Consider the following 20,643-nt stretch of genomic DNA (forward strand, 5'->3'; position numbering starts at 1 on the left):
GAAAAAGTGAAAGGCCAAAAAGTAGGGTATGTCCGGGTCAGTTCTGTCGAGCAAAACACTGGACGTCAACTTGAGGGAATTGAAGTCGACCGGATTTTTGTTGATCGTGCGTCAGGTAAAAATACCGACCGACCGAAATTTCAAGAAATGTTGAATTATGTCCGGGAAGGAGACCAGGTGATAGTACATTCCATGGATCGTTTTGCGCGAAGCTTAAAAGATTTGGTGACTGAAGTAGATAAACTGGTCAAACGAGGGATCTCCATCCAGTTTGTAAAAGAAAATATTACTTTTACGGCCCAATCCACTCCGATGGATAATTTGATGCTGCAACTGATGGGTGCTTTTGCACAGTTCGAACGTGAGATTATTCTGGAGCGGCAAAAGGAAGGAATTAAACTGGCATCAGCTCAAGGGAAGTACAAAGGTCGGGTACATAAATTGAAACCTGAGCAGGCTGAAGCTTTACGACAAGCATGGAAGGAAGGGAAATATCCTTCAAAAATGGCATTAGGTCAGGCATTCGGTATTAGTCGTCAAGCGGTATACCGCTATTTAAAAGCCGGGGAATAACTCAATTGAATTTTCGACTATATTTAGTTTAGCTTATGAAAATGAGGGAATGTGATAAATCTATGAAAAAGCCTATTCGAGGGGGGAGATTGAACTATCATACTGATTTTAGATGACCATTTAATCAATCACCCCAGATGTTTAGAAAAGAAAAAACCCCGGCATCCTGCTGGGGTTTTTAGTATTGGTTCGCTCGGTATAACTCTTGTTGTACCTTACTTCAAAGCCAAAATCTTTCGAGCACCATTAAGTACGAATAAAGAAACCAGTATACCAATGATTAAGTCTGGATAAGCTGATCCCGTCCATGCCACGAGTACACCGGCAAATATGACGCCCATATTTACCACAACGTCATTCGCTGAGAAAATCCAACTGGCTTTCATATGTGCGCCATCTTCTCGATGACCAGAAATAAGATATAAGCATGTCACGTTAGCTATAAGTGCGAGCAGGCCAATAACAATCATGAGCGTTGATTCTGGCTCGCTTCCAAACATGAATCGTCTAATGACGTCAACAATCACGATGACAGCGAGTAATAACTGAATCCAGCCTGCAAAATGAGCTGCTTTTACTTGATATTTCGCAGCTTTCCCGACGGCATATAGCGCAATACCATAAACGGCTGCATCGGCAAACATATCTAGAGAATCAGCAATCAATCCTGTAGAAGCAGCAATAATACCGCTGATGAATTCTATAAAGAACAGTAGAGCATTAATGCCTAATAACAGTTTAAGTACTTTAGCTTGTCTTACAGGATCAGGTTCATTGGGTAGGTCACCTGAAGAAAGCTGTGTTTCATCAAGTTTCGCCCCAAAACCCAGTCCTTCAAGTTTGGCCGTAATTTGCTGAATCCCTTCATTATGGAAGACTTTCAGTTTTCGATTGGGAAGATCAAAAGTAAGACCTTTAACTGCTTCAAGATCTGCAAGAGTCATACGGACCATTTGCTCTTCAGCAGAGCAATCCATTTTAGGAATGGTGTAGGTACTTGTTTGCTTGGCCTGTTGATTGCTTATATAAGTTTCAGTCTTCACAAGCTTTGCCCCAAAACCCAGTCCTTCAAGTTTGGTGGTTATATTTTCATCTTTTTGATTATGTAGAACCTTTAAAGAACGGTTAGGTAAATCAAAGATGAGTTTTTGAACACCATCAATTGAAGATAGCGCCATACGAACCATCTGTTCTTCCGCAGAACAATCCATTTTGGGAACTAAGTATTCACTCATGTAGTGCGAATCTTTTAAAACGTTTTCAGTGCTTAAATTTTCTTTGGGATCAGAACCACAACAGGATTGAGCGGTATCTTCACAACTGTTTGAAGTGTTACAGCAAGGAGATGAAGATTTTTCTTCTTCCTCTTCACCACAACAGCTAGGCGTATTATCACAATTCTTTGAATTGCTTGCTTCTGCAATTGATGGATGATTTTCTTGTTGAGATTTCTTATCTTCGCATGGTGTTTCTTTACTACATCCACAACCACTCATAGTTATACCCATTAAAAAAATTTATAAACTTTGAATATTAGAATCCCTATAGTTACTATAGAGTCAAGATTTTTTGGAAATACCAACTCAATGCATTTAAAAATTGGTGAACTCTCTAAAAAAACCTCATGTTCAGTATTAACAATTAGGTTTTATGAAAAGGAAGGTTTAATTCCGGAACCCGAAAGAACAGAAGGAAATTACCGCCTTTACGATATAGGCTATGTTGAGCGAATTAAGTTTATTTTGAATTGCCGAACTTTAAATATGAGTTTGAATGAAATTCGTCAATTACTCACCTATAAAGATAATCCCAAGAAAAATTGTTCAGATGTGAATGAATTAATTGACTTACATGTCAGTGCTATCAGAGAAAATATAATCAAGCAACAAAAGCTTATTGAACAATTATCTGATTTAAGAGGTACTTGTGATGGCTTATGTACAATTGACCAATGTGGAGTTCTAAAAAATCTAGCTTGATTATCTAGACCTATGCTTTTTTCAAAAATTCTGTATATCTTTACTTAAGGCTGCAAAAAGTTTAAGGTTACTCAAATTCTGTGATCAGATCTTTGATAGATCTGGACAGCTTCTTATTGGTGTTTTAAATACAGATTTGTGTATGAAGAGAAAAACATTTCTAATCCAGATATTGGTACTCTTATTCACATTCCAGAATATTTGGAGTGTGGCAGAGGCTGCGTGTCTGCATGAAATGCCAAACATACCCAATTCAATACTCTCTAATCCAATCGATTTAGACGAAAAGAGTGATAGTCCTAGTCAAGCACTTTATTCCTTAGAAAACTATAAAGAAATTTATGACTATTGTCAGAAGGTTTGTTTTAACGAAAAGTGCAGTCATTTCTCAAATACAATCGTGATTCAGATTGACCCACCCGATGATTTGAAGCTTAAAACTCATTTTGAGACAGTCCTTACACCATCTTATTTGGGAAGAACTTTTTATAAATCCCCTTATCTGAATCAATTAACACCCCCTCCTGATTTGCCCCTACTATTGGTGGGGTAGTCTTATAAAAGCCCACCACTCCTAATCTCATTATGTGTGGGGCATTTCATGTCAAAAAACAAATTATATCAGGATACTTCTATCCTGAATTTATCCTGGTCAGCATTCCGTACAGGTGTCTTGCTATCAGCAATGATCAGCTTGAGTACTTCTGTAGTCGCCAGTCCTCAAGATTTAACGCTGCGACAAGCCATTGATCAGGTCAACCAGTATCAAGCGTCCCAAAATTTCTGGGAAACGCAAAACAGCATTAATGCCACGAATCTTCAGCAAAGTAAGCTGTTTAAAAATCCTGAACTGTCAGTTGAACAAACGGGATTTGGTTCAAATAATGAAAAAGAGCTTACCATTGGCATATCACAACCCTTGGATATTTTTGGTGAGCGAAAAGCAAACCAAAAATTAGCCAGTCTCTCTACAGATAAAACAGCACTGAAGCAGAAGATTTATCAAGCGCAAATTGAGCTTGCAGTGAAATATGTATGGTCACAACTGGCCATTGCCGAACTTGAAAGAAACATTGTCAATGAACAACTTCGGGTGAGCGAAGAAAACCTTAAAGCGATCGAGAAGCGCTTTACTGCGGGCGGTATCGCGCAAGTAGATGTGAATCGCGCACGTTTAAGTCATGCTGAAAATATCCGTCTTTTTAGACAGGCCGACTTACAAGTCCAAGTGGCCACCCAACAATTATCAAATTTATGGGGAACCTCTGATAAGTCATTGCAGGTAAACCTCTCTTCACAAAAGCTCTGGCCAAAATCGACTCATCAGCAGGTTCAAGAATATTTAGCGGAAAACTACGTTGAGAAATATCGAGCTTTACTGGTATTAGAGTCTCAAGCAACGGTTGATCAACTAAGGGCAAAGGCACGTCCTAACCCCACTTTAAACCTAGGTGTCAACCGCACCCAATCCTTGGAAAACTCCACACAAAATCAATTAGTAGTCGGAGTCAGTGTACCGCTTAATATTTTCGATCGTCAGCAAAATGGCATAAAAATCGCGCAAGAAAAAATGAACTTATTAGAGCGTCAGAAAGAGTTTTATCTAAAGCAAAATGCGCTGCAAATAGGCACAATTTTAACCGAGTTGCAGGGTTTAGAGCTGCAATTCAAAGTCGTTGACGAGACTCAAATTCCTTTGGCGACTCAAGTTCAAAGTAAGACGCTACAAGGTTTCTTGGCAGGCAAGTTTGCTTTAACCGATGTTCAGCAAGCCACGCTTCAATTACAAGACATCCGTCTGCGTAAAGTCCAGTTGTTACGGGATGGCTGGCAAAAGGCCATTGAAGCAGAAAGTTTGAGCTTAGGCATTAGCCCAAGTGAAGTCATGTCGAAAGATGCTATTGCACAAATCAATCAAAACTTATGGCAAGACATACAGGCCATGCCTGTCATTGGTGGGGGAAATTAACATGTTCGATCTTAAAAACAGCTTAAAAAAACAGAGCGGAAAAATCTCTCAACCTCTACTGATTGGTTTGGTCATCGGCGCAACCGTACTACTCAGTATTTTCTTGATCTTGTCGGGTAAGAATAAATCTGAAACATCAGATGAACATGCAGAGGAAGAAGGCGCAGAGGAACATGGAAGTGAAGAACATGGCGGTGAAACCGAAGAGCATGCAGAAGGCGTGAGCCTGACGGCCAAGCAACTGGTGGAACAGGGCATACAGTTATCAGCGGTCGATCAAGGTCCGGTGGTTAAATTAAGTTCTTATCCTGCCAAACTCAATGTGAATACGGATCAGCAAGCGCATGTCTCACCGAGTTTTAGCGGTCATGTAGAAAATGTTTATGTAGAACTCGGCCAAAAAGTTCAGAAAGGGCAGCCTTTGGCTACATTGCTTGTTCCTGATCTAGTTGATCAGCAGGCCAATCTTAAAATTGAACAAACCAATCTGGAACTGGCGAAACAAGACTTTGAGCGTGAGCGTCAATTGTGGTCACAGGGTATCTCAGCAAAACAGGACTATCAACGGGCTTATAACAGTTATAAACGGGCACAAATTCAGGTTCAAGCGGCCCAATCACGTTTAAGTGCATTTGGTGCTGTGAATGCCAGTAACGGGCGCTATATTTTAAAAGCCCCAATTTCTGGCGTGATCAGTAAAAAGGATTTGGTTCTCGGGGAAAATGTTCAGTTAGCAAGTCAACTCTTTACCATAGACCGGTTAGATCAGCTCTGGCTTGAATTTATTGTTCCAAATTCTGAAATTGTGGGCTTAGCCCCGAATCAAAAGATCGAATTTAAATCTTTGCAAACTGAAAAGGTCTACAGGGCAGTTATTCAAACCTTAAATACTGAAGCGGATATTCAAACAGGTCGTCTTCAGGTGCGAGCAAAAGTTGAATCGAATGCAACCGAATTACGTCCAAACTTGATGGTAAACGTACAGTTGCAACAACGCAGTGAAAGTACCGCACTACGGGTACTTAAGTCCGCAGTTCAGAATGTCGATGGAAAAGATGTGGTTTTTGTCGCCACTCAGCATGGACAAAAAGTTGAATTCACTCCGCAGCCGGTGAAATTAGGTCAATCGTCTGGGGATAGCCAGTGGATTGAAGTGGTAAATGGGCTTAATCAGGGACAAAAATATGCCGCTCAAGGCAGTTTCTTACTGAAATCTGAGATGGAAAAAGGAGAGGCTTCACATGAGCACTAAAAGCCCTCACATTCCAGACCACGAATCGGTAAAACCTGAAGGGCTGTTTGATCGGCTGATCCAGTTTTCTATTCATAACGCAATCTGGGTCATGCTGTTTATTGCAGCCTGGATTGCTATTGGTATTTATAGTTATCAAAAGTTACCGATTGATGCTGTACCGGATATTACCAATACTCAGGTGCAGATTAACACCTCAGCCAATGGCTTTACGGCTTTGGAAATGGAACAGCGGATTACCTATCCAATTGAGAATGCCATGTCAGGCATGCCGAAAATGGAACAAACCCGCTCTATTTCACGCTACGGCTTATCACAAGTGACCATCATTTTTGAAGATGGCACGGATATTTACTGGGCCAGACAGCTTATCAACCAGCGCTTGCAAGAAGCAATGGGAGAAATGCCTGAAGATGTGCAACCTAACATGTCACCTATTTCGACAGGTTTAGGTGAAATCTATCAATGGGTGATTAAAGCCGAACCAAATGCTAAAAAGCCGGATGGGACCGCTTATTCGGCTATGGATTTACGTGAAATTCAGGATTGGATTGTAAGGCCACAATTACAGCGCGTAAAAGGCGTTGCGGAGATCAACAGCATTGGTGGCTTTAATAAAACCTATGTGGTTGCCCCAGATCTGAACCGATTGCAACAATTACAAATTCCTTTGACTGATTTACAAACCGCCTTAACAGAAAATAATGAAAACCGTGGTGCTGGGTATATCGAGAAAAATGGACAACAGTTGACTGTGCGGGTGCCCGGCACTTTAAACACGATTGAAGATATCCAGAACATCAGTATTGCCAATAAAAACGGCTATCCGATTCGGGTGGCAGATGTCGCCAATGTCTCAATTGGTCATGACTTAAGAACAGGGGCTGCAACCTATAATGGTGAAGAAACTGTATTGGGTATTGCCATGATGATGATGGGAGAAAATAGCCGTACCGTTGCTCAAGCCATTGATGAAAAGGTGCAATCGATCCAGCAATCGCTACCTAAAGGTGTGATGATTGAGACTGTGTATGACCGTACGCATTTGGTTGATCGGGCGATCAAAACCGTTCAGAAAAATTTGATTGAGGGTGCAATCCTCGTCATTGTTATTTTATTTCTCTTTCTAGGTAATTTCCGTGCTGCGCTGATCACGGCTTGCGTTATTCCACTGTCAATGCTGTTTACCTTGACGGGAATGGCAGAGCAGAAGATTAGTGCAAATCTGATGAGTTTAGGGGCACTGGACTTCGGTATTATTATTGATGGTGCAGTGGTTATTGTAGAAAACTGTATCCGTCGGCTAGCAGAAGCTCAGAAGCTGAAAGGTGGTTTACTTAGCCGTTCTGAAAGATTTAAAGAAGTCTTCTTGGCTGCAAAACAGGCGCGTCGTCCTCTCATCTTTGGACAGTTAATTATTTTGGTAGTTTATCTACCTATCTTTACCCTGACGGGTGTAGAAGCCAAACTTTTCCATCCTATGGCAATGACGGTTGTACTGGCTTTAATTGGGGCCATGATTTTATCTGTCACTTTTGTGCCAGCCGCAGTTGCCCTATTTGTCACTGGAGAAGTCAAGGAAACCGAAAGTCGCTGGATGCATTGGCTTAAAACTAAATATGAATTGCTTTTAGATAGAGCCTATGAGCTTCGTTTATTTGTGACTATTGTGGCTGCCTGTATTTTAGTGCTTACGGGTGTGCTAGCTACTCAAACAGGTAGCGAGTTTGCACCTCAACTGGGTGAAGGTGATTTTGCTGTTCAGCAAATGCGTTCCCCAAGTACAGGGTTAGAACAGTCACTGAGAATGCAGGAAAATACTGAAAAGTTACTGTTGAAAGAATTTCCTGAAATTAAAGCAATCTTTGCCCGTACCGGTACAGCAGAAGTGGCCACAGATGTCATGCCACCCAACATTTCAGATGGCGTGGTACTGTTAAAACCTCATGATGAATGGCCTGATCCAAAACAAACGATTGATGAGCTTCGCCAAAGAATGATTACTTTCTTAGCGACATTGCCGGGAAATAACAGTGAGTTCTCGCAACCCATTGAACTGCGTTTTAACGAGTTAATTTCAGGGGTGCGAAGTGATGTGGGTGTCAAGTTATTTGGCGATGATATGGAAATTCTGAATCGTGAAGCGAATAAGATTTCTCAGAAAATTAAATCAATTTCAGGCGCGACAGCCGTTAATGTAGAGCAAACCAGCGGCTTACCCTTGTTGAATGTAGAAGTTGATAAGTCCAGAGCAGCACAATACGGCTTGTCGGTAAGAGCAATTCAGGATCTGGTGGCGACAAGTGTCGGTGGTCAAAATGTTGGAACCATTCTACAGGGAGACAAGCGTTTTGATTTTGTTATCCGTCTAGATGAATCCCAGCGTAGTCCCGAGCAGTTAGCGCTACTTCCTGTTCAATTGCCAAATGGTGGTTTAGTCCAACTGCAAGATGTTGCACGCGTTGAAAATATCCTGGGTATTAATCAGGTCAGCCGTGAAAATGGTAAACGTCGGGTGGTTATTACTGCAAATGTAGAAGGACGCGATTTAGGCTCATTCGTAACAGAACTTCAGAGCACGTTATCCAAACAGGAATTACCAAGCGGTTATTGGATAGATTATGGCGGTCAATTTCAAAATCTGATGTCTGCAAAAGCGCGTATGCAATTGGTGGTTCCGCTCGCATTGTTGACGATCTTTATTTTATTGATGGCTGTATTCCATAATATCAAAGAAAGCTTACTGGTCTTTAGTGGTGTCCCGTTTGCCTTATGTGGAGGCTTAATCGCATTGTGGTTGCGTGACATTCCATTATCCATGTCAGCAGGGGTTGGCTTCATTGCACTATCGGGGGTGGCTGTACTGAATGGCTTAGTCATGCTCACCTTTATCAAAGAGTTGCGACAGCAATATGACCTTTATTATGCAACGTGGCAGGGTGCAATTTTGCGTCTTAGACCTGTGCTGATGACCGCTTGTGTTGCTTCGCTTGGGTTTGTTCCGATGGCTTTGGCAACCGGGACTGGGGCAGAAGTACAGAGACCTTTAGCGACTGTAGTCATTGGAGGAATTATCTCCTCTACCCTGCTTACATTGGTTTTACTGCCTGTACTGTACCGGTGGATGAATGAAAAGAAAGCTTCTTAATCCATTAGATTAAGCAATTTTTAGCAGAGATATTGGGTCTGTCTCAAATATCTCTGCTAATCATGGATTAAATAAGGAAAATTTTATGTCAGAACATCATGATCATAGCCATGCGGTTGTTACTGAAGGAAATAGTAAGAAATTAATGTTTGCTTTGGGTTTAACGACTACTTTTTTAATAGTAGAAGTTGTCGCTGCTTTTATTACCCAAAGTTTAGCATTACTGTCTGATGCCGCTCACATGTTTACTGATGTAGCCGCATTAGCTATTGCTCTTGCTGCTATCAAAATTGGTAAAAAAGCCGCAGATGATAAAAGAACTTTTGGCTATCAGCGATTCGAAATTTTAGCGGCTCTGTTTAATGCAGTGATGCTTTTTGTGGTGGCGATATATATTGTCTATGAAGCTTACCAACGCTTTACGCATCCTGCTGAAATTCAAAGTGTTGGAATGATGATTGTCGCAGTCATTGGTTTGGTCATAAATTTGATTTCAATGAAAATCCTTTCTGCGAGTGCTCAAGAAAGTCTAAATGTGAAAGGCGCATATTTAGAAGTCCTTAGTGATGCACTGGGATCGATAGGCGTGATTATCGGAGGAGTGGTCATTTATTTTACCCAGTGGATGTGGGTAGATACCGTAATCGCTGTGTTAATTGGCTTCTGGGTTTTACCTCGAACTTGGGTTTTATTAAAACAAAGTATCCATATTTTGCTTGAAGGGGTTCCTGATGAGATTGATATTGAGTCGTTAAGAAATGATTTATTGATGCTAGAGGGTGTTGAAGGGATTCATCAGTTGAAAGTCTGGGCTATATCTTCAAAAAACATTCATTTAACTGCTCATTTGGTTGCTCCTAATAGCGATCCAGATCAGCTCTATCAAAAGGCCTTAGACGTTCTAAAACATAATCATAGTATTACTGAAATTACGTTACAAATAGAAAGTAAGGAATGTAATACATTGGAACAGCATAAACATTAAAGTGCTGCTCTTTCTACATAATGGACAGATGACTAGGCTGATAAACCTTACCATTTTCCTGTATTACACTTCTATTTATCACACGCACTTTAAACACCATCCTGAGACATTTTAAAATTACAAGAATGTAATTTATGAGTCCTCTGGGTGTTAATTCTTTAAAGTTAGAATATCTAACAAGTATTAAATGAGAGTAAATAAACATGCTATTCAAAAATAAATTTTGTACTAAATTACTGTTAATTAGTGCATTCTTTAGTATCGCAAGTTTTAGTTATGCAGATGGCGGCTTGTTATTTCTTGAAAAGAATTTAAAAGCTTCTAAAGTTGAAAATTCTAGACAAAAACAAGTTAAAAATAATGAATCAAATGAATCAAATGAATCAAATGAATCAAATGAATCAAATGAATAGTTGGGTTGCATAAATAAATCAATTAGACTTATTCATTCAGCAATATAATTCCTGAATGAATAAGTTTATAACTAAAACCGGCTTTGTTGCATAAACATTCAAAAGCTGAGTTTTCCCCAATCCATTCAAATTTAAGTGACAACTTGGGTGTGAGGTCTACCTAATTCCGTAAATCTATTCAGAACTGCCACACGCGCATGAACTTCATTGACCTGACTTTGAAAATGTCTTGCCGTCAGCTTATCTCCTAATAATTTGATGCAATGCATCTTGGTTTCCACCAAACTGCGACGGTGATAGCCCGACCATTTTTTCCATAGGGTTCTGCCTAAATGCTTAACCGTTTGAAGTAACTCATTTCGTTCTATTGAACTGATTTTAGAATCTTTCCAGGGCTTGGCATTCTTCCTGGGTGGAATTACGGCACTGTTGCAAATAACCACGAATGGTAAGCTGAAGGGCACTGTTGCAAATAACCACGAATGGTAAGCTGAAGACTGTTTTAGCTAAAGGTGCAGCATATGAATCCTTTCCATGGTCGGCATTTTCAGGGCGAAATCATTCTTTGGGCTGTGCGCTGGTATTGTAAATATGGCATTAGCTATCGTGAACTGCAGGAAATGCTGGCCGAACGGGGTGTGAATGTTGATCACACGACTATTTACCGTTGGGTTCAACGTTATGCTCCTGAAATAGAAAAACGTTTACGCTGGTATTGGCGTAATCCTACAGATCTGAGCTCGTGGCATATTGATGAAACCTATGTAAAAGTGAATGGACGATGGTCTTATCTGTATCGTGCAGTCGATCAACGTGGCGATACCATTGATTTTTATCTTTCTTCTAGACGTAATACCAAATCAGCATATTGTTTTCTTGGAAAAATTTTAAATAATGTGAAGAAGTGGCAAATTCCACAAGTGATCAACACGGATAAAGCACCCACATATGGACGTGCTTTATCACGGTTAAAACGGGAAGGTAAATGTCCACCAGACCTTGAGCACAGGCAGATTAAGTATAAAAATAACGTGATTGAATGTGATCATGGCAAGCTAAAGCGGATCATCAGGGCCACATTAGGATTCAAATCTATGAAGACGGCTTATGCCACAATTAAAGGTATTGAAGTCATGCGTGCACTACGTAAAGGACAAGCATCGTCATTTTATTATGGTCAGCCTCAGGGTGAAGTGTGTCTAATCAACAGGGTTTTCGGTCTCTAAGTACTTTTTAAAGGGAACATCATCGACTCAAATCTCTATTTGCAACAGTGCCGAATTATCCAATTGAAATTAAAAAAAATATATATTTATAATTAAATGAACATCCAAGTTAAGAACTAAAATGATAAGAGACGATTTAAAAAAATATCCTAAAGCAATATGGATACATTTTTATAAAAACCGTATAAGTTTGATGGCAGAGAATGGCACAGTCAAAGCAACTGAAATTCCTAAATCACCTTATGATCACCCAAGAATGATTTTGGCAGATTTTGAAAGCGCTACAACAACATTAAAAGCTTTAATGAGACACCATTCTAACGGTTTATCTTTTTTCAAGTTTACAGCTCCTATTACGATTGTCCAAATAATGGAGCCGATACAAGGTAATTTAACTAAGATTGAAATACGAGCTTTTAAGGAGTTATTTCTTAATACTGGTGCAAGAGAAGTAAAGCTATATGACCTTGATGGAAACTCTATTGAAGAATAATTTTAAAAGCCCTATTTAACATAATGGATATTATACGCAATAAAAAAACCTGGGCACCAACCCAGGTCTAAAATTTAAAAAACAGATAAATATCAGTGCAATAAACTCATTTTTCTAATTTCGCATAACGTGTATTATGTTAATTTTAGGAAAACTTTAAAATTACTGCAGTCCAGCAAGTACTAACTGCCTGTGCATACCCATTATTGAAAGAGGAAATCGCGAAGGCAGTAAGTTATGGTATTGCAACTGTGTACCGAGTTGCACGATTCAAATAAGACGGCCCACTCAGTATAGAGTGGGCCTGGTTTTTGTGTCGGACAGTGTAGTTACCCCTTGAATAGGTGCTTCCGGTGCCAGACTAAATAGTATTTGTTTTCTCGACTAAGAGGTATTTGTGCTGTGGTATCTACGTTCATTTGTAGGAGAAGATCATGCACCTTCTGGTCAGATGACAAGATACGCCCATCATCATCAATAGTAATGAGCCCTTTATCGAAAAGAGCATCAATATGCACAGCAAAAAGGAAGCCATTATGAGGGTCTAATCGCTCAGAGTTATCTGAATCAGCCCATCTTTTAATGTGGCTGCCACGTAACAAAGTTGGTTCAGTGATACCTGTAATTGGGCAACGTCCTTGGTACACATCCATTAGAGACTTTTTAAATGCGGCCTGACCAATTCGCTGGAATGTCATGACTTGCTTGCATGTCTCAGGAACATCACTTAGAGCATCTTTTAGATCAAGATCGTAGATTTTAGTAATGGCTAGTTTGTTGAGTAAGTATGATGCTAAACCAAGGTCGATCTTAGCTAGGTAAGATCCTTGATTACCATTTCCCAGTGAATTCATAGGAGCATACTTTGCTGGTAAGAGATGCTTGAACTCATCTATGAATGGTTTCAACTTAATCTTCTTTTCGCAAGTAGAGAAGTCCACATCTATTTTCCATCCATCTGTTGACCAGTACTCTACTGTCTTATGAGGTTTTGGTGCTTTGTAAGCTGAAGTTTTTGCAACACCTATAGCCTGCATTTGACCTTTAGCATAAGAGAAAATGATGTCACCTGGTTGGACCTCAGTCATACGTTGATATGACATATTGAAGCTTCCATCCGCATTCTCGAATGGTGACCAAATGAAGCCACCACTCCTTTCTTCATCACCTGTCTGACTATTATTACACCAGTAGAAATTGACTGAATCAGATCCTCTGTACTCTTCTAATTGTGCATCTACGTAATCTTTCACTTTCATTTTCATTGATCATCAACCTCTAAGAATTTTCCAATATCATCATATGATTATTCTATTTTGTAAATGGTATTATTATCGGAATTATATAATTTTGATTAAAAAACATGCATAATTTTTATATATTATTGATAATATTTATAATATTTTTTACTAGGGATTAGTGTTTTTATTAAAAAATATTGTTGTATTTGTTTTTTTTGTGAATTTTTCCTAATTAGATTCACGTTCGTACAGCATGTTGTGCTTACGAACATCAATCCAAGTAGGAAATCCATAGAACAATTCGCATAAGGGAAGGTTACTCAGGTTGGGACAAGTAGAATGGTTCATACATTTGCTTGGACATAGAGCCCTTGCTCGTCCAAGACGTACTTTTGCTCAGTCATTAGGATTTCGTATTTGCATAACAGCGATTCGCAGTCCACAAAGCAATAGGATGGCTGAAGCATTTGTAAAGACGTTTAAAGTGGATTATGTATACTTGAATGATGTGCTGGATGCTGAAACCGTCATGAGATGTTTTCCAAGTGGGATCGAAGATTACAATTGTAATCATCCGCATAGTGGCTAAAAATGAAATGTCCTCCACTATGGGCTTATGCAAAAGCTGCTGGAAAAACAATAGATGATCTAGATCTATCAAATCTTTCAGAAGACTCTAAAAAAATTTTACAACGAGAGTTTGCTTTAAAAACATGTAGTGAAGATGACTCAAACCCTACTATTTAACATAATGGCGGTTATACGAAGTCGACTTGTAATGCAATTTGCATTACAGTACTCCTAGTACATTAAATAACTGGGAGATATGATGGCTACTGTTAACTTCAGGGTCGATGAAGCCCTTAAAGAAAAATCCTATTCCATCCTTAAAGAACAAGGTATTACACCTACAGATTTCTTTACTAGTATTCTTGAGTATGTTGCTACGACTGGGAAACTACCTGTCAAAAAAGCTTTGCTTTCAGAAGAAGATGAAGAATTGTTAGCTCTTGTCCGTAAGCGCATTAATGACCCTAAAGAGATGTTTGAGGAAGTCACATTAGATGACTTATAAGCTTTTACGTCACAAGGACTTTACAGCAGAATGGGAAAAACTCCCTGTTGCTATACGGGATCAATTTAAGAAGAAACTAGCCAAAGTCATAAAGCAGCCACATATTCCAAAGAATATGCTGAGAGGCGATCTTGCAGGTTGCTATAAAATTAAATTATTAAAAGCTGGTGTCAGACTTGTCTATCAAGTTAAAGATGATCAGGTAGTTATCTTGCTCATCACAGTCGGGAAACGAGCTGATAGCATAGTTTATGACGAAGCTAAAAAGCGCATTAAAGACTAAAAATGGGAGCTTATAGCTCCCATTTTTTGAATTCGTATAACGGCCATTATGTTAATTTTAGAGAAATTCAATAATGCAAAAATATAAATCAAAAATAGATTGGTGGGTGATTATAGTTTTGACAGGAAGTTCTTTACTGCTTTTAACCTTGGTCTATAGTAATTTTGATAGCCAAAATTTACATGAAGATATAATTTTTTCTGTCCTTTTCAGTTCTTTAGCTCTAGTGGTTTGGTTACCCATTCCAACAACATACTATGTTGTCGACGGTGAGATATTAAAGATACACAGTATATTCTTAAAGTGGGAAATTCCATTGAGTAGCATTGAAAAGATCAAGGAAACATCAGACTCTTTATCAGCTCCAGCTTTATCTTTAGATAGAATAAAAATTGAATATAAAAAAGATGGTATTCATAAATCAATCATGGTTTCGCCAAGAAATAAAACTGAATTTATAAAACAAGTATCTTCTCGCATTTAACATAATGGCTGTTATAAGAAATGAAAAAGCCTAGACTCGGATCTAGGCTTTAAATTTTAAAAAATACATAAAAAAGAGGTGGTCCCACTTGTTTGAACAACTAAAAGCGTATTTATAAGTGATATTCCGCTCTAGTTAAGCCACCTTGTTTTGTTGGGGTAGCTGATCATAGTAAAACTCATTTGGTGTCATTTTGTCTAGACTCGAATGAGGTCGTTTCAAATTATAAAACTCAAAATATGCACTTAATTGCTTTTTCGCATCTGTGACACTGCTATAAGCTTTGAGATACACCTCTTCATATTTAACGCTCCGCCATAATCGTTCAACCATCACATTATCTACCCATCGACCTTTACCATCCATACTGATTTGAATGCCATTTGATTTCAATACATCAATAAATGCATCACTGGTAAACTGGCTGCCTTGGTCTGTATTAAATATTTCAGGTCGACCATATTTTTCAATCGCTTCATTTAAAGCCGAAATACAAAAATCCACCTCCATACTAATCGATACCCTATGCGCAAGTACCTTGCGGCTATGCCAATCAATCACAGCACATAAATAAACAAAGCCTTTTGCCATAGGGATATACGTTATATCCGTAGACCACACTTGATTACTGCGCTGAATAGCCAACCCTTTGAGCAGATATGGATATTTACGGTGAGCTTGATTAGCCTGGCTTAAATTTGGTTTGCAATATAACGCCTGAATACCCATTTTCTTCATTAAAGTACGTGTATGACGTCGTCCTATATGATGTCCTTGACGATTCAACAAATCACGCATCATACGACTGCCTGCAAAAGGATATTGCATATGTAATTCATCAATACATCGCATCAGCTTCAGATCTGATGCACTCACAGGTTTTGGGCGATAGTAATAACAACCACGGGAGACTTTCAGCAGCTTAGCTTGCTTAGATACTGAAATCTGAAGTGAGTCGTCGATTAACTTTTGTGGTTGAAGCGGCCCAGTTTCTTCAACACACCTTCTAAAAAATCAATTTCTAATGCCTGCTCACCGATTTTTGCATGTAGTTTTTTTAGATCGATGGGTGGTTCTGTTGGAGCTTTTGATTGATCGAAAGCTTGCGAGGAAGCTGAGATCAATTGATTTTTCCAGTCAATAATTTGGTTTTGATGAACATCAAACTCAGCACTCAATTCAGCAAGTGTTTTTTCTGCTTTAATCGCAGCAAGTGCTACCTTAGCTTTAAAATCATTTGAATGATTTCTTCTTGGTCTACGTGCCATAAAATACTCCATATATTGATGTTTATAACATCATTTGAGGAGCAGAATATCACTTATAGGAGTTGTTCAAATTTACGGATCCATCTCTAAATTAAGGCGATAGTCCCAATTTTTTAGCTTCGTATAACGTGTATTATGTTAATTTTAGAATAATTAAATATTAGCTATTAAAGTGTATTAGTTCAGACTTGATCGTACATTCTTCTTGAAAAAGAGAAAGTTACCCGTTTTGATAAAGGTGTCGAAATCTTAATCAAAAAAAGGTAACTTTCTTATGTTGCATACTAACAATCAAATTATCAAACACAAAGTAGGTCTGCTCAATTTAGCTGAAGAACTTCAGAATGTATCTAGAGCATGTAAAGTGATGGGTGTGTCCAGAGACACATTTTATCGCTATCAGGAACTAGTAAATTCTGGTGACATTGATGCACTGATGAATAAGTCCCGTCGGGTACCAAATTATAAAAATCGCGTAGATGATGCTACTGAACAGGCTGTTATTGATTTTGCAATTCAATATCCTGCATATGGTCAGCACCGTACCAGTAATGAGTTACGCAAGAAGGGTGTATTCGTTTCAGGGAGTGGTGTCCGCTCTATTTGGCTTCGCCATGATTTAGAGAACTTTAAAAAGCGATTAAAAGCCCTTGAAGTGAAAGTGGCTCAAGAAGGAATTGAGTTAAATGATCATCAGATAGCAGCGCTTGAACGCAAGCATGAGGATGACGTTGCTTGTGGTGAAATAGAAACAGCTCATCCTGGTTATCTAGGAGCACAAGACACCTTTTATGTTGGGAATCTCAAAGGTGTTGGACGGATCTACCAACAAACATTTATTGATACTTATAGCAAGGTTGTTCATTGCAAGCTCTACACAACTAAAACACCGATTACCGCAGCGGATTTGCTGAATGACCGTGTATTACATTTCTATCAATCTCAGAATTTACCAATACTTCGCATTCTTACAGATAGAGGCACTGAGTATTGCGGTAAGGTGGAACAACACGATTATGAGTTATATCTAGCAGTGAATGATATTGATCACACGAAGACAAAAGCTGCATCACCACAGACAAATGGGATCTGTGAACGCTTCCATAAAACAATATTACAGGAGTTCTATCAAATTACGTTTAGGAAGAAGCTTTATAGCTCATTGGATGAATTACAAGTTGATCTAGACGATTGGCTGAAATTCTATAATACTGAACGAACTCATCAAGGAAAAATATGTTGTGGTCGCACACCATTTGAAACTTTACTTGATGGAAAACGGATTTGGGCTGAGAAGAATTTAGCTCAAATTTAACCTGACAGACACAATAAAAAATGGCTCTGTACACGACAAATTTCACAGAACCCTTATCCTATCAGGATTCTGCTTTCTTAAAATTGCCAAAATTTCCTTAAACTCTTCTTTTTTCCCAAAACCAATTAAACGCTGAATCGCCATTTGAACATAGTCTAAACCATAGCGAAATAAACTCATTGAGAGTCGTCCATGCTTCTTTATTTTTATCGCTTTTTTTTGATTATGTTGCCATTCACCCGTTAAGTAACACCAACAGAAGCTTATAGCTAACACCGCAATCAATTTTTTCACTCGTCTAGGGTCTGTCAAGCGCGTATTTTCAAGATTAAACCCGCGTCCTTTGAGACAACTGAATAAGGTTTCAATTTCCCAGCGTAATGCATAATCCTGAATAGCATTGGCATTAAACTGAGGAGAAACGACGAGTAAAAGCTCTCCATTTTCTAACTGTAGTGCACTTATATATAGTTTCACCCGACCAACCAAAATCCGTCGTTTACGACATTCAATTTGACCAACTTTAAGATGGCGAAATAAATCACTAATTTTATGATTCTTTCCTAAATGATTGGTGACAATGAAGTTTTTTTAACACGAATGCAGAAGTTGATGTCTTGTTCAATTAACCATGTAAACCACTGCTCACCGATAAACTCTCTGTCTGCGAACACATTCACAATACGGTCTTTACCAAAAATGGCTATAAAGCGTTGAATCAAAGCAATACGCTCTTTCGTATCTGAATTTCCACGTTTATTAAGCAATGTCCAAAGGATAGGTATCGCTATTCCACGATAAACGATTGCGAGCATCAGGATATTAATATTTCGTTTTCCCCATTTCCAATTGGTTCTATCTAAAGTCAGTTGCACTTGGTCGAATGAAAACATATTGAAAATCAACTGAGAAATTTGACGATAATCAAAATACTGACCTGCAAAGAAGCGCTGCATACGTCGATAAAATGATTGTGGTAAACACTTGATGGGCAAGGCTTTAGATGCAGAAGAAAGATTACATGTTTGCTTTAAAATAATCACAAGCATGATGAGCGCAAAGCACTTTAAATGTGACTTGTTCCATTTTAGAGATTTGTTTAAGATAAGATATAACTCATTGAGATGTGTCATAGTATTCGTCGTTAGAAAACAATTATTGTGACATTATTTCAATGAGTTATCTATTTTTGTCGTGTACAGAGCGCTTCATCAGAAAACTGAAGGAACCTCCATTGAATCGAACTAATATTTTTTTTGGTGAATCGCATTCTGACTGGTTGCCTGTCAGAGGCGGAGAATCTGGTGATTTTGTTTTTCGACGTGGTGACGGGCATGCCTTCGCGAAAATCGCACCTGCTTCCCGCCGCGGTGAGCTCGCTGGAGAGCGTGACCGCCTCATTTGGCTCAAAGGTCGAGGTGTGGCTTGCCCCGAGGTGATCAACTGGCAGGAGGAACAGGAGGGTGCATGCTTGGTGATAACGGCAATTCCGGGAGTACCGGCGGCTGATCTGTCTGGAGCGGATTTGCTCAAAGCGTGGCCGTCAATGGGGCAGCAACTTGGCGCTGTTCACAGCCTATCGGTTGATCAATGTCCGTTTGAGCGCAGGCTGTCGCGAATGTTCGGACGCGCCGTTGATGTGGTGTCCCGCAATGCCGTCAATCCCGACTTCTTACCGGACGAGGACAAGAGTACGCCGCAGCTCGATCTTTTGGCTCGTGTCGAACGAGAGCTACCGGTGCGGCTCGACCAAGAGCGCACCGATATGGTTGTTTGCCATGGTGATCCCTGCATGCCGAACTTCATGGTGGACCCTAAAACTCTTCAATGCACGGGTCTGATCGACCTTGGGCGGCTCGGAACAGCAGATCGCTATGCCGATTTGGCACTCATGATTGCTAACGCCGAAGAGAACTGGGCAGCGCCAGATGAAGCAGAGCGCGCCTTCGCTGTCCTATTCAATGTATTGGGGATCGAAGCTCCCGACCGCGAACGCCTTGCCTTCTATCTGCGATTGGACCCTCTGACTTGGGGTTGATGTTCATGCCGCCTGTTTTTCCTGCTCATTGGCACGTTTCGCAACCTGTTCTCATTGCGGACACCTTTTCCAGCCTCGTTTGGAAAGTTTCATTGCCAGACGGGACTCCTGCAATCGTCAAGGGATTGAAACCTATAAAAGACATTGCTGATGAACTGCGCGGGGCCGACTATCTGGTATGGCGCAATGGGAGGGGAGCAGTCCGGTTGCTCGGTCGTGAGAACAATCTGATGTTGCTCGAATATGCCGGGGAGCGAATGCTCTCTCACATCGTTGCCGAGCACGGCGACTACCAGGCGACCGAAATTGCAGCGGAACTAATGGCGAAGCTGTATGCCGCATCTGAGGAACCCCTGCCTTCTGCCCTTCTCCCGATCCGGGATCGCTTTGCAGCTTTGTTTCAGCGGGCGCGCGATGATCAAAACGCAGGTTGTCAAACTGACTACGTCCACGCGGCGATTATAGCCGATCAAATGATGAGCAATGCCTCGGAACTGCGTGGGCTACATGGCGATCTGCATCATGAAAACATCATGTTCTCCAGTCGCGGCTGGCTGGTGATAGATCCCGTCGGTCTGGTCGGTGAAGTGGGCTTTGGCGCCGCCAATATGTTCTACGATCCGGCTGACAGAGACGACCTTTGTCTCGATCCTAGACGCATTGCACAGATGGCGGACGCATTCTCTCGTGCGCTGGACGTCGATCCGCGTCGCCTGCTCGACCAGGCGTACGCTTATGGGTGCCTTTCCGCAGCTTGGAACGCGGATGGAGAAGAGGAGCAACGCGATCTAGCTATCGCGGCCGCGATCAAGCAGGTGCGACAGACGTCATACTAGATATCAAGCGACTTCTCCTATCCCCTGGGAACACATCAATCTTACCGGAGAATATCGTTGGCCAA

The 20,643-nt window shown here is 40.2% G+C and carries 21 protein-coding genes and 2 pseudogenes; 18 read left to right on the forward strand and 5 right to left on the reverse strand.

All coding sequences use genetic code 11. From position 1 onward, the window contains the following. The first annotated feature begins 6 nt into the window (after positions 1–6). Positions 7–573, forward strand: coding sequence for a recombinase family protein (locus tag GA693_RS12760; protein ID WP_104470814.1), 567 nt, complete (start codon positions 7–9; stop codon positions 571–573). A gap of 215 nt (positions 574–788) precedes the next feature. Here GA693_RS12760 and GA693_RS12765 read toward each other — a convergent pair whose 3' ends face one another. Next, positions 789–2,069: a cation transporter gene (locus GA693_RS12765; protein ID WP_104500112.1), complete on the reverse strand. Its 1,281-nt coding sequence runs from the start codon at positions 2,067–2,069 to the stop codon at positions 789–791. A 90-nt stretch (positions 2,070–2,159) separates the two neighbouring features. On the opposite strand from GA693_RS12765, the gene cadR reads away from it, so the two are divergent. The 7 genes from cadR to GA693_RS12800 all read left to right on the forward strand — a co-directional run bounded on the left by cadR (position 2,160) and on the right by GA693_RS12800 (position 10,319). Then, the gene (gene cadR / locus GA693_RS12770) at positions 2,160–2,552 is read left to right on the forward strand and encodes a Cd(II)/Pb(II)-responsive transcriptional regulator (protein WP_004281856.1); all 393 of its coding nucleotides are present in this window, start codon (positions 2,160–2,162) and stop codon (positions 2,550–2,552) included. Positions 2,553–2,694: 142 nt separating this feature from the next. Continuing rightward, positions 2,695–3,105 carry a hypothetical protein gene (locus tag GA693_RS12775; RefSeq protein WP_025465702.1) on the forward strand — a complete coding sequence of 137 codons (411 nt, stop codon included), beginning with the start codon at positions 2,695–2,697 and terminating at the stop codon, positions 3,103–3,105. 48 nt (positions 3,106–3,153) lie between these two features. Next, positions 3,154–4,521, forward strand: coding sequence for a TolC family protein (locus GA693_RS12780; RefSeq protein WP_004677225.1), 1,368 nt, complete (start codon positions 3,154–3,156; stop codon positions 4,519–4,521). A gap of 1 nt (position 4,522) precedes the next feature. Then, the gene (locus tag GA693_RS12785; RefSeq protein ID WP_086197158.1) at positions 4,523–5,773 is read left to right on the forward strand and encodes an efflux RND transporter periplasmic adaptor subunit; all 1,251 of its coding nucleotides are present in this window, start codon (positions 4,523–4,525) and stop codon (positions 5,771–5,773) included. Next, positions 5,763–8,921: an efflux RND transporter permease subunit gene (locus GA693_RS12790; RefSeq protein ID WP_160241749.1), complete on the forward strand. Its 3,159-nt coding sequence runs from the start codon at positions 5,763–5,765 to the stop codon at positions 8,919–8,921. Before GA693_RS12785 ends, GA693_RS12790 begins: the two co-directional genes overlap by 11 nt. A gap of 85 nt (positions 8,922–9,006) precedes the next feature. Then, complete coding sequence (locus GA693_RS12795; protein WP_004665978.1) at positions 9,007–9,906, forward strand: cation diffusion facilitator family transporter; 900 nt, start codon at positions 9,007–9,009, stop codon at positions 9,904–9,906. 203 nt (positions 9,907–10,109) lie between these two features. Continuing rightward, positions 10,110–10,319, forward strand: a complete 210-nt coding sequence (locus tag GA693_RS12800) for a hypothetical protein (protein WP_160241748.1) — start codon at positions 10,110–10,112, stop codon at positions 10,317–10,319. A gap of 131 nt (positions 10,320–10,450) precedes the next feature. Here the strand turns inward: GA693_RS12800 and GA693_RS12805 are convergent. Further along, positions 10,451–10,744: pseudogene (locus GA693_RS12805) on the reverse strand (IS5/IS1182 family transposase); the annotation flags it as partial. 96 nt (positions 10,745–10,840) lie between these two features. Here GA693_RS12805 and GA693_RS12810 point away from each other — a divergent pair. Together GA693_RS12810 and GA693_RS12815 are read left to right on the forward strand one after the other, a co-directional pair. Continuing rightward, entirely contained in the window at positions 10,841–11,545 is a 705-nt protein-coding gene (locus tag GA693_RS12810) for an IS6-like element IS1006 family transposase (RefSeq protein WP_001067784.1), read from the forward strand. 121 nt (positions 11,546–11,666) lie between these two features. Beyond that, positions 11,667–12,038, forward strand: a complete 372-nt coding sequence (locus GA693_RS12815; protein ID WP_004726814.1) for a hypothetical protein — start codon at positions 11,667–11,669, stop codon at positions 12,036–12,038. A 329-nt stretch (positions 12,039–12,367) separates the two neighbouring features. Here GA693_RS12815 and GA693_RS12820 read toward each other — a convergent pair whose 3' ends face one another. Further along, positions 12,368–13,303 carry an HNH endonuclease gene (locus tag GA693_RS12820; protein ID WP_160241747.1) on the reverse strand — a complete coding sequence of 312 codons (936 nt, stop codon included), beginning with the start codon at positions 13,301–13,303 and terminating at the stop codon, positions 12,368–12,370. A 298-nt stretch (positions 13,304–13,601) separates the two neighbouring features. On the opposite strand from GA693_RS12820, the pseudogene GA693_RS15015 reads away from it, so the two are divergent. From GA693_RS15015 to GA693_RS12845, 5 genes and pseudogenes are all read left to right on the forward strand, one after another. Further along, a pseudogene (locus GA693_RS15015) lies at positions 13,602–13,897 on the forward strand (integrase core domain-containing protein); the annotation flags it as partial. Then, positions 13,871–14,026, forward strand: coding sequence for a hypothetical protein (locus tag GA693_RS12830; protein WP_160241746.1), 156 nt, complete (start codon positions 13,871–13,873; stop codon positions 14,024–14,026). The pseudogene GA693_RS15015 and the gene GA693_RS12830, both read left to right, overlap by 27 nt. A gap of 82 nt (positions 14,027–14,108) precedes the next feature. Further along, a complete protein-coding gene (locus tag GA693_RS12835; RefSeq protein WP_160232242.1) occupies positions 14,109–14,354 on the forward strand; it encodes a type II toxin-antitoxin system RelB/DinJ family antitoxin in 246 nt (81 codons plus the stop codon). After that, positions 14,344–14,637 (forward strand): type II toxin-antitoxin system RelE family toxin, encoded by a 294-nt coding sequence (locus GA693_RS12840; RefSeq protein WP_000221359.1) that lies wholly within the window; start codon positions 14,344–14,346, stop codon positions 14,635–14,637. The genes GA693_RS12835 and GA693_RS12840 overlap by 11 nt, the downstream gene beginning before the upstream one ends. Before the next feature lie 73 nt (positions 14,638–14,710). Next, positions 14,711–15,121, forward strand: a complete 411-nt coding sequence (locus GA693_RS12845) for a PH domain-containing protein (RefSeq protein ID WP_160241745.1) — start codon at positions 14,711–14,713, stop codon at positions 15,119–15,121. A 135-nt stretch (positions 15,122–15,256) separates the two neighbouring features. Here GA693_RS12845 and GA693_RS12850 read toward each other — a convergent pair. Continuing rightward, positions 15,257–16,389, reverse strand: a protein-coding gene (locus tag GA693_RS12850) for an IS3-like element ISAba14 family transposase (protein WP_223155595.1) whose coding sequence is annotated in 2 segments (ribosomal slippage) — positions 15,257–16,137 and positions 16,137–16,389 — 1,134 coding nt in all. Because the reading frame shifts where the segments join, the coding sequence is not laid out codon by codon here. A 274-nt stretch (positions 16,390–16,663) separates the two neighbouring features. Here GA693_RS12850 and GA693_RS12855 point away from each other — a divergent pair. Continuing rightward, on the forward strand, positions 16,664–17,704 hold the full coding sequence (locus GA693_RS12855) for an IS481 family transposase (protein WP_160241744.1): 1,041 nt from the start codon (positions 16,664–16,666) through the stop codon (positions 17,702–17,704). A 42-nt stretch (positions 17,705–17,746) separates the two neighbouring features. Here the strand turns inward: GA693_RS12855 and GA693_RS12860 are convergent. Then, positions 17,747–18,837, reverse strand: a protein-coding gene (locus tag GA693_RS12860) for an IS4-like element ISAba1 family transposase (RefSeq protein ID WP_085940648.1) whose coding sequence is annotated in 2 segments (ribosomal slippage) — positions 17,747–18,297 and positions 18,297–18,837 — 1,092 coding nt in all. Because the reading frame shifts where the segments join, the coding sequence is not laid out codon by codon here. A 101-nt stretch (positions 18,838–18,938) separates the two neighbouring features. Here GA693_RS12860 and aph(3'')-Ib point away from each other — a divergent pair. Together aph(3'')-Ib and GA693_RS12870 are read left to right on the forward strand one after the other, a co-directional pair. Further along, positions 18,939–19,742 (forward strand): aminoglycoside O-phosphotransferase APH(3'')-Ib, encoded by an 804-nt coding sequence (gene aph(3'')-Ib / locus GA693_RS12865; RefSeq protein ID WP_001082319.1) that lies wholly within the window; start codon positions 18,939–18,941, stop codon positions 19,740–19,742. After that, positions 19,742–20,578 carry an aminoglycoside O-phosphotransferase APH(6)-Id gene (locus GA693_RS12870; protein WP_000480972.1) on the forward strand — a complete coding sequence of 279 codons (837 nt, stop codon included), beginning with the start codon at positions 19,742–19,744 and terminating at the stop codon, positions 20,576–20,578. Before aph(3'')-Ib ends, GA693_RS12870 begins: the two co-directional genes overlap by 1 nt. Positions 20,579–20,643 lie beyond the last annotated feature (65 nt).

Origin of the sequence: Acinetobacter indicus (genome assembly GCF_009914475.1) — a bacterium.
GTDB lineage: Bacteria > Pseudomonadota > Gammaproteobacteria > Pseudomonadales > Moraxellaceae > Acinetobacter > Acinetobacter indicus.

What these genes read in the sequence shown, in the direction of transcription:
- GA693_RS12765 (WP_104500112.1), bottom strand. Translation starts at nt 2,069, where the DNA reads ATGAGTGGTTGTGGATGTAGTAAAGAAACACCATGCGAAGATAAGAAA.
- cadR (WP_004281856.1), top strand. Translation starts at nt 2,160, where the DNA reads ATGCATTTAAAAATTGGTGAACTCTCTAAAAAAACCTCATGTTCAGTA.
- GA693_RS12775 (WP_025465702.1), top strand. Translation starts at nt 2,695, where the DNA reads ATGAAGAGAAAAACATTTCTAATCCAGATATTGGTACTCTTATTCACA.
- GA693_RS12780 (WP_004677225.1), top strand. Translation starts at nt 3,154, where the DNA reads ATGTCAAAAAACAAATTATATCAGGATACTTCTATCCTGAATTTATCC.
- GA693_RS12785 (WP_086197158.1), top strand. Translation starts at nt 4,523, where the DNA reads ATGTTCGATCTTAAAAACAGCTTAAAAAAACAGAGCGGAAAAATCTCT.
- GA693_RS12790 (WP_160241749.1), top strand. Translation starts at nt 5,763, where the DNA reads ATGAGCACTAAAAGCCCTCACATTCCAGACCACGAATCGGTAAAACCT.
- GA693_RS12795 (WP_004665978.1), top strand. Translation starts at nt 9,007, where the DNA reads ATGTCAGAACATCATGATCATAGCCATGCGGTTGTTACTGAAGGAAAT.
- GA693_RS12800 (WP_160241748.1), top strand. Translation starts at nt 10,110, where the DNA reads ATGCTATTCAAAAATAAATTTTGTACTAAATTACTGTTAATTAGTGCA.
- GA693_RS12810 (WP_001067784.1), top strand. Translation starts at nt 10,841, where the DNA reads ATGAATCCTTTCCATGGTCGGCATTTTCAGGGCGAAATCATTCTTTGG.
- GA693_RS12815 (WP_004726814.1), top strand. Translation starts at nt 11,667, where the DNA reads ATGATAAGAGACGATTTAAAAAAATATCCTAAAGCAATATGGATACAT.
- GA693_RS12820 (WP_160241747.1), bottom strand. Translation starts at nt 13,303, where the DNA reads ATGAAAATGAAAGTGAAAGATTACGTAGATGCACAATTAGAAGAGTAC.
- GA693_RS12830 (WP_160241746.1), top strand. Translation starts at nt 13,871, where the DNA reads ATGAAATGTCCTCCACTATGGGCTTATGCAAAAGCTGCTGGAAAAACA.
- GA693_RS12835 (WP_160232242.1), top strand. Translation starts at nt 14,109, where the DNA reads ATGGCTACTGTTAACTTCAGGGTCGATGAAGCCCTTAAAGAAAAATCC.
- GA693_RS12840 (WP_000221359.1), top strand. Translation starts at nt 14,344, where the DNA reads ATGACTTATAAGCTTTTACGTCACAAGGACTTTACAGCAGAATGGGAA.
- GA693_RS12845 (WP_160241745.1), top strand. Translation starts at nt 14,711, where the DNA reads ATGCAAAAATATAAATCAAAAATAGATTGGTGGGTGATTATAGTTTTG.
- GA693_RS12855 (WP_160241744.1), top strand. Translation starts at nt 16,664, where the DNA reads ATGTTGCATACTAACAATCAAATTATCAAACACAAAGTAGGTCTGCTC.
- GA693_RS12870 (WP_000480972.1), top strand. Translation starts at nt 19,742, where the DNA reads ATGTTCATGCCGCCTGTTTTTCCTGCTCATTGGCACGTTTCGCAACCT.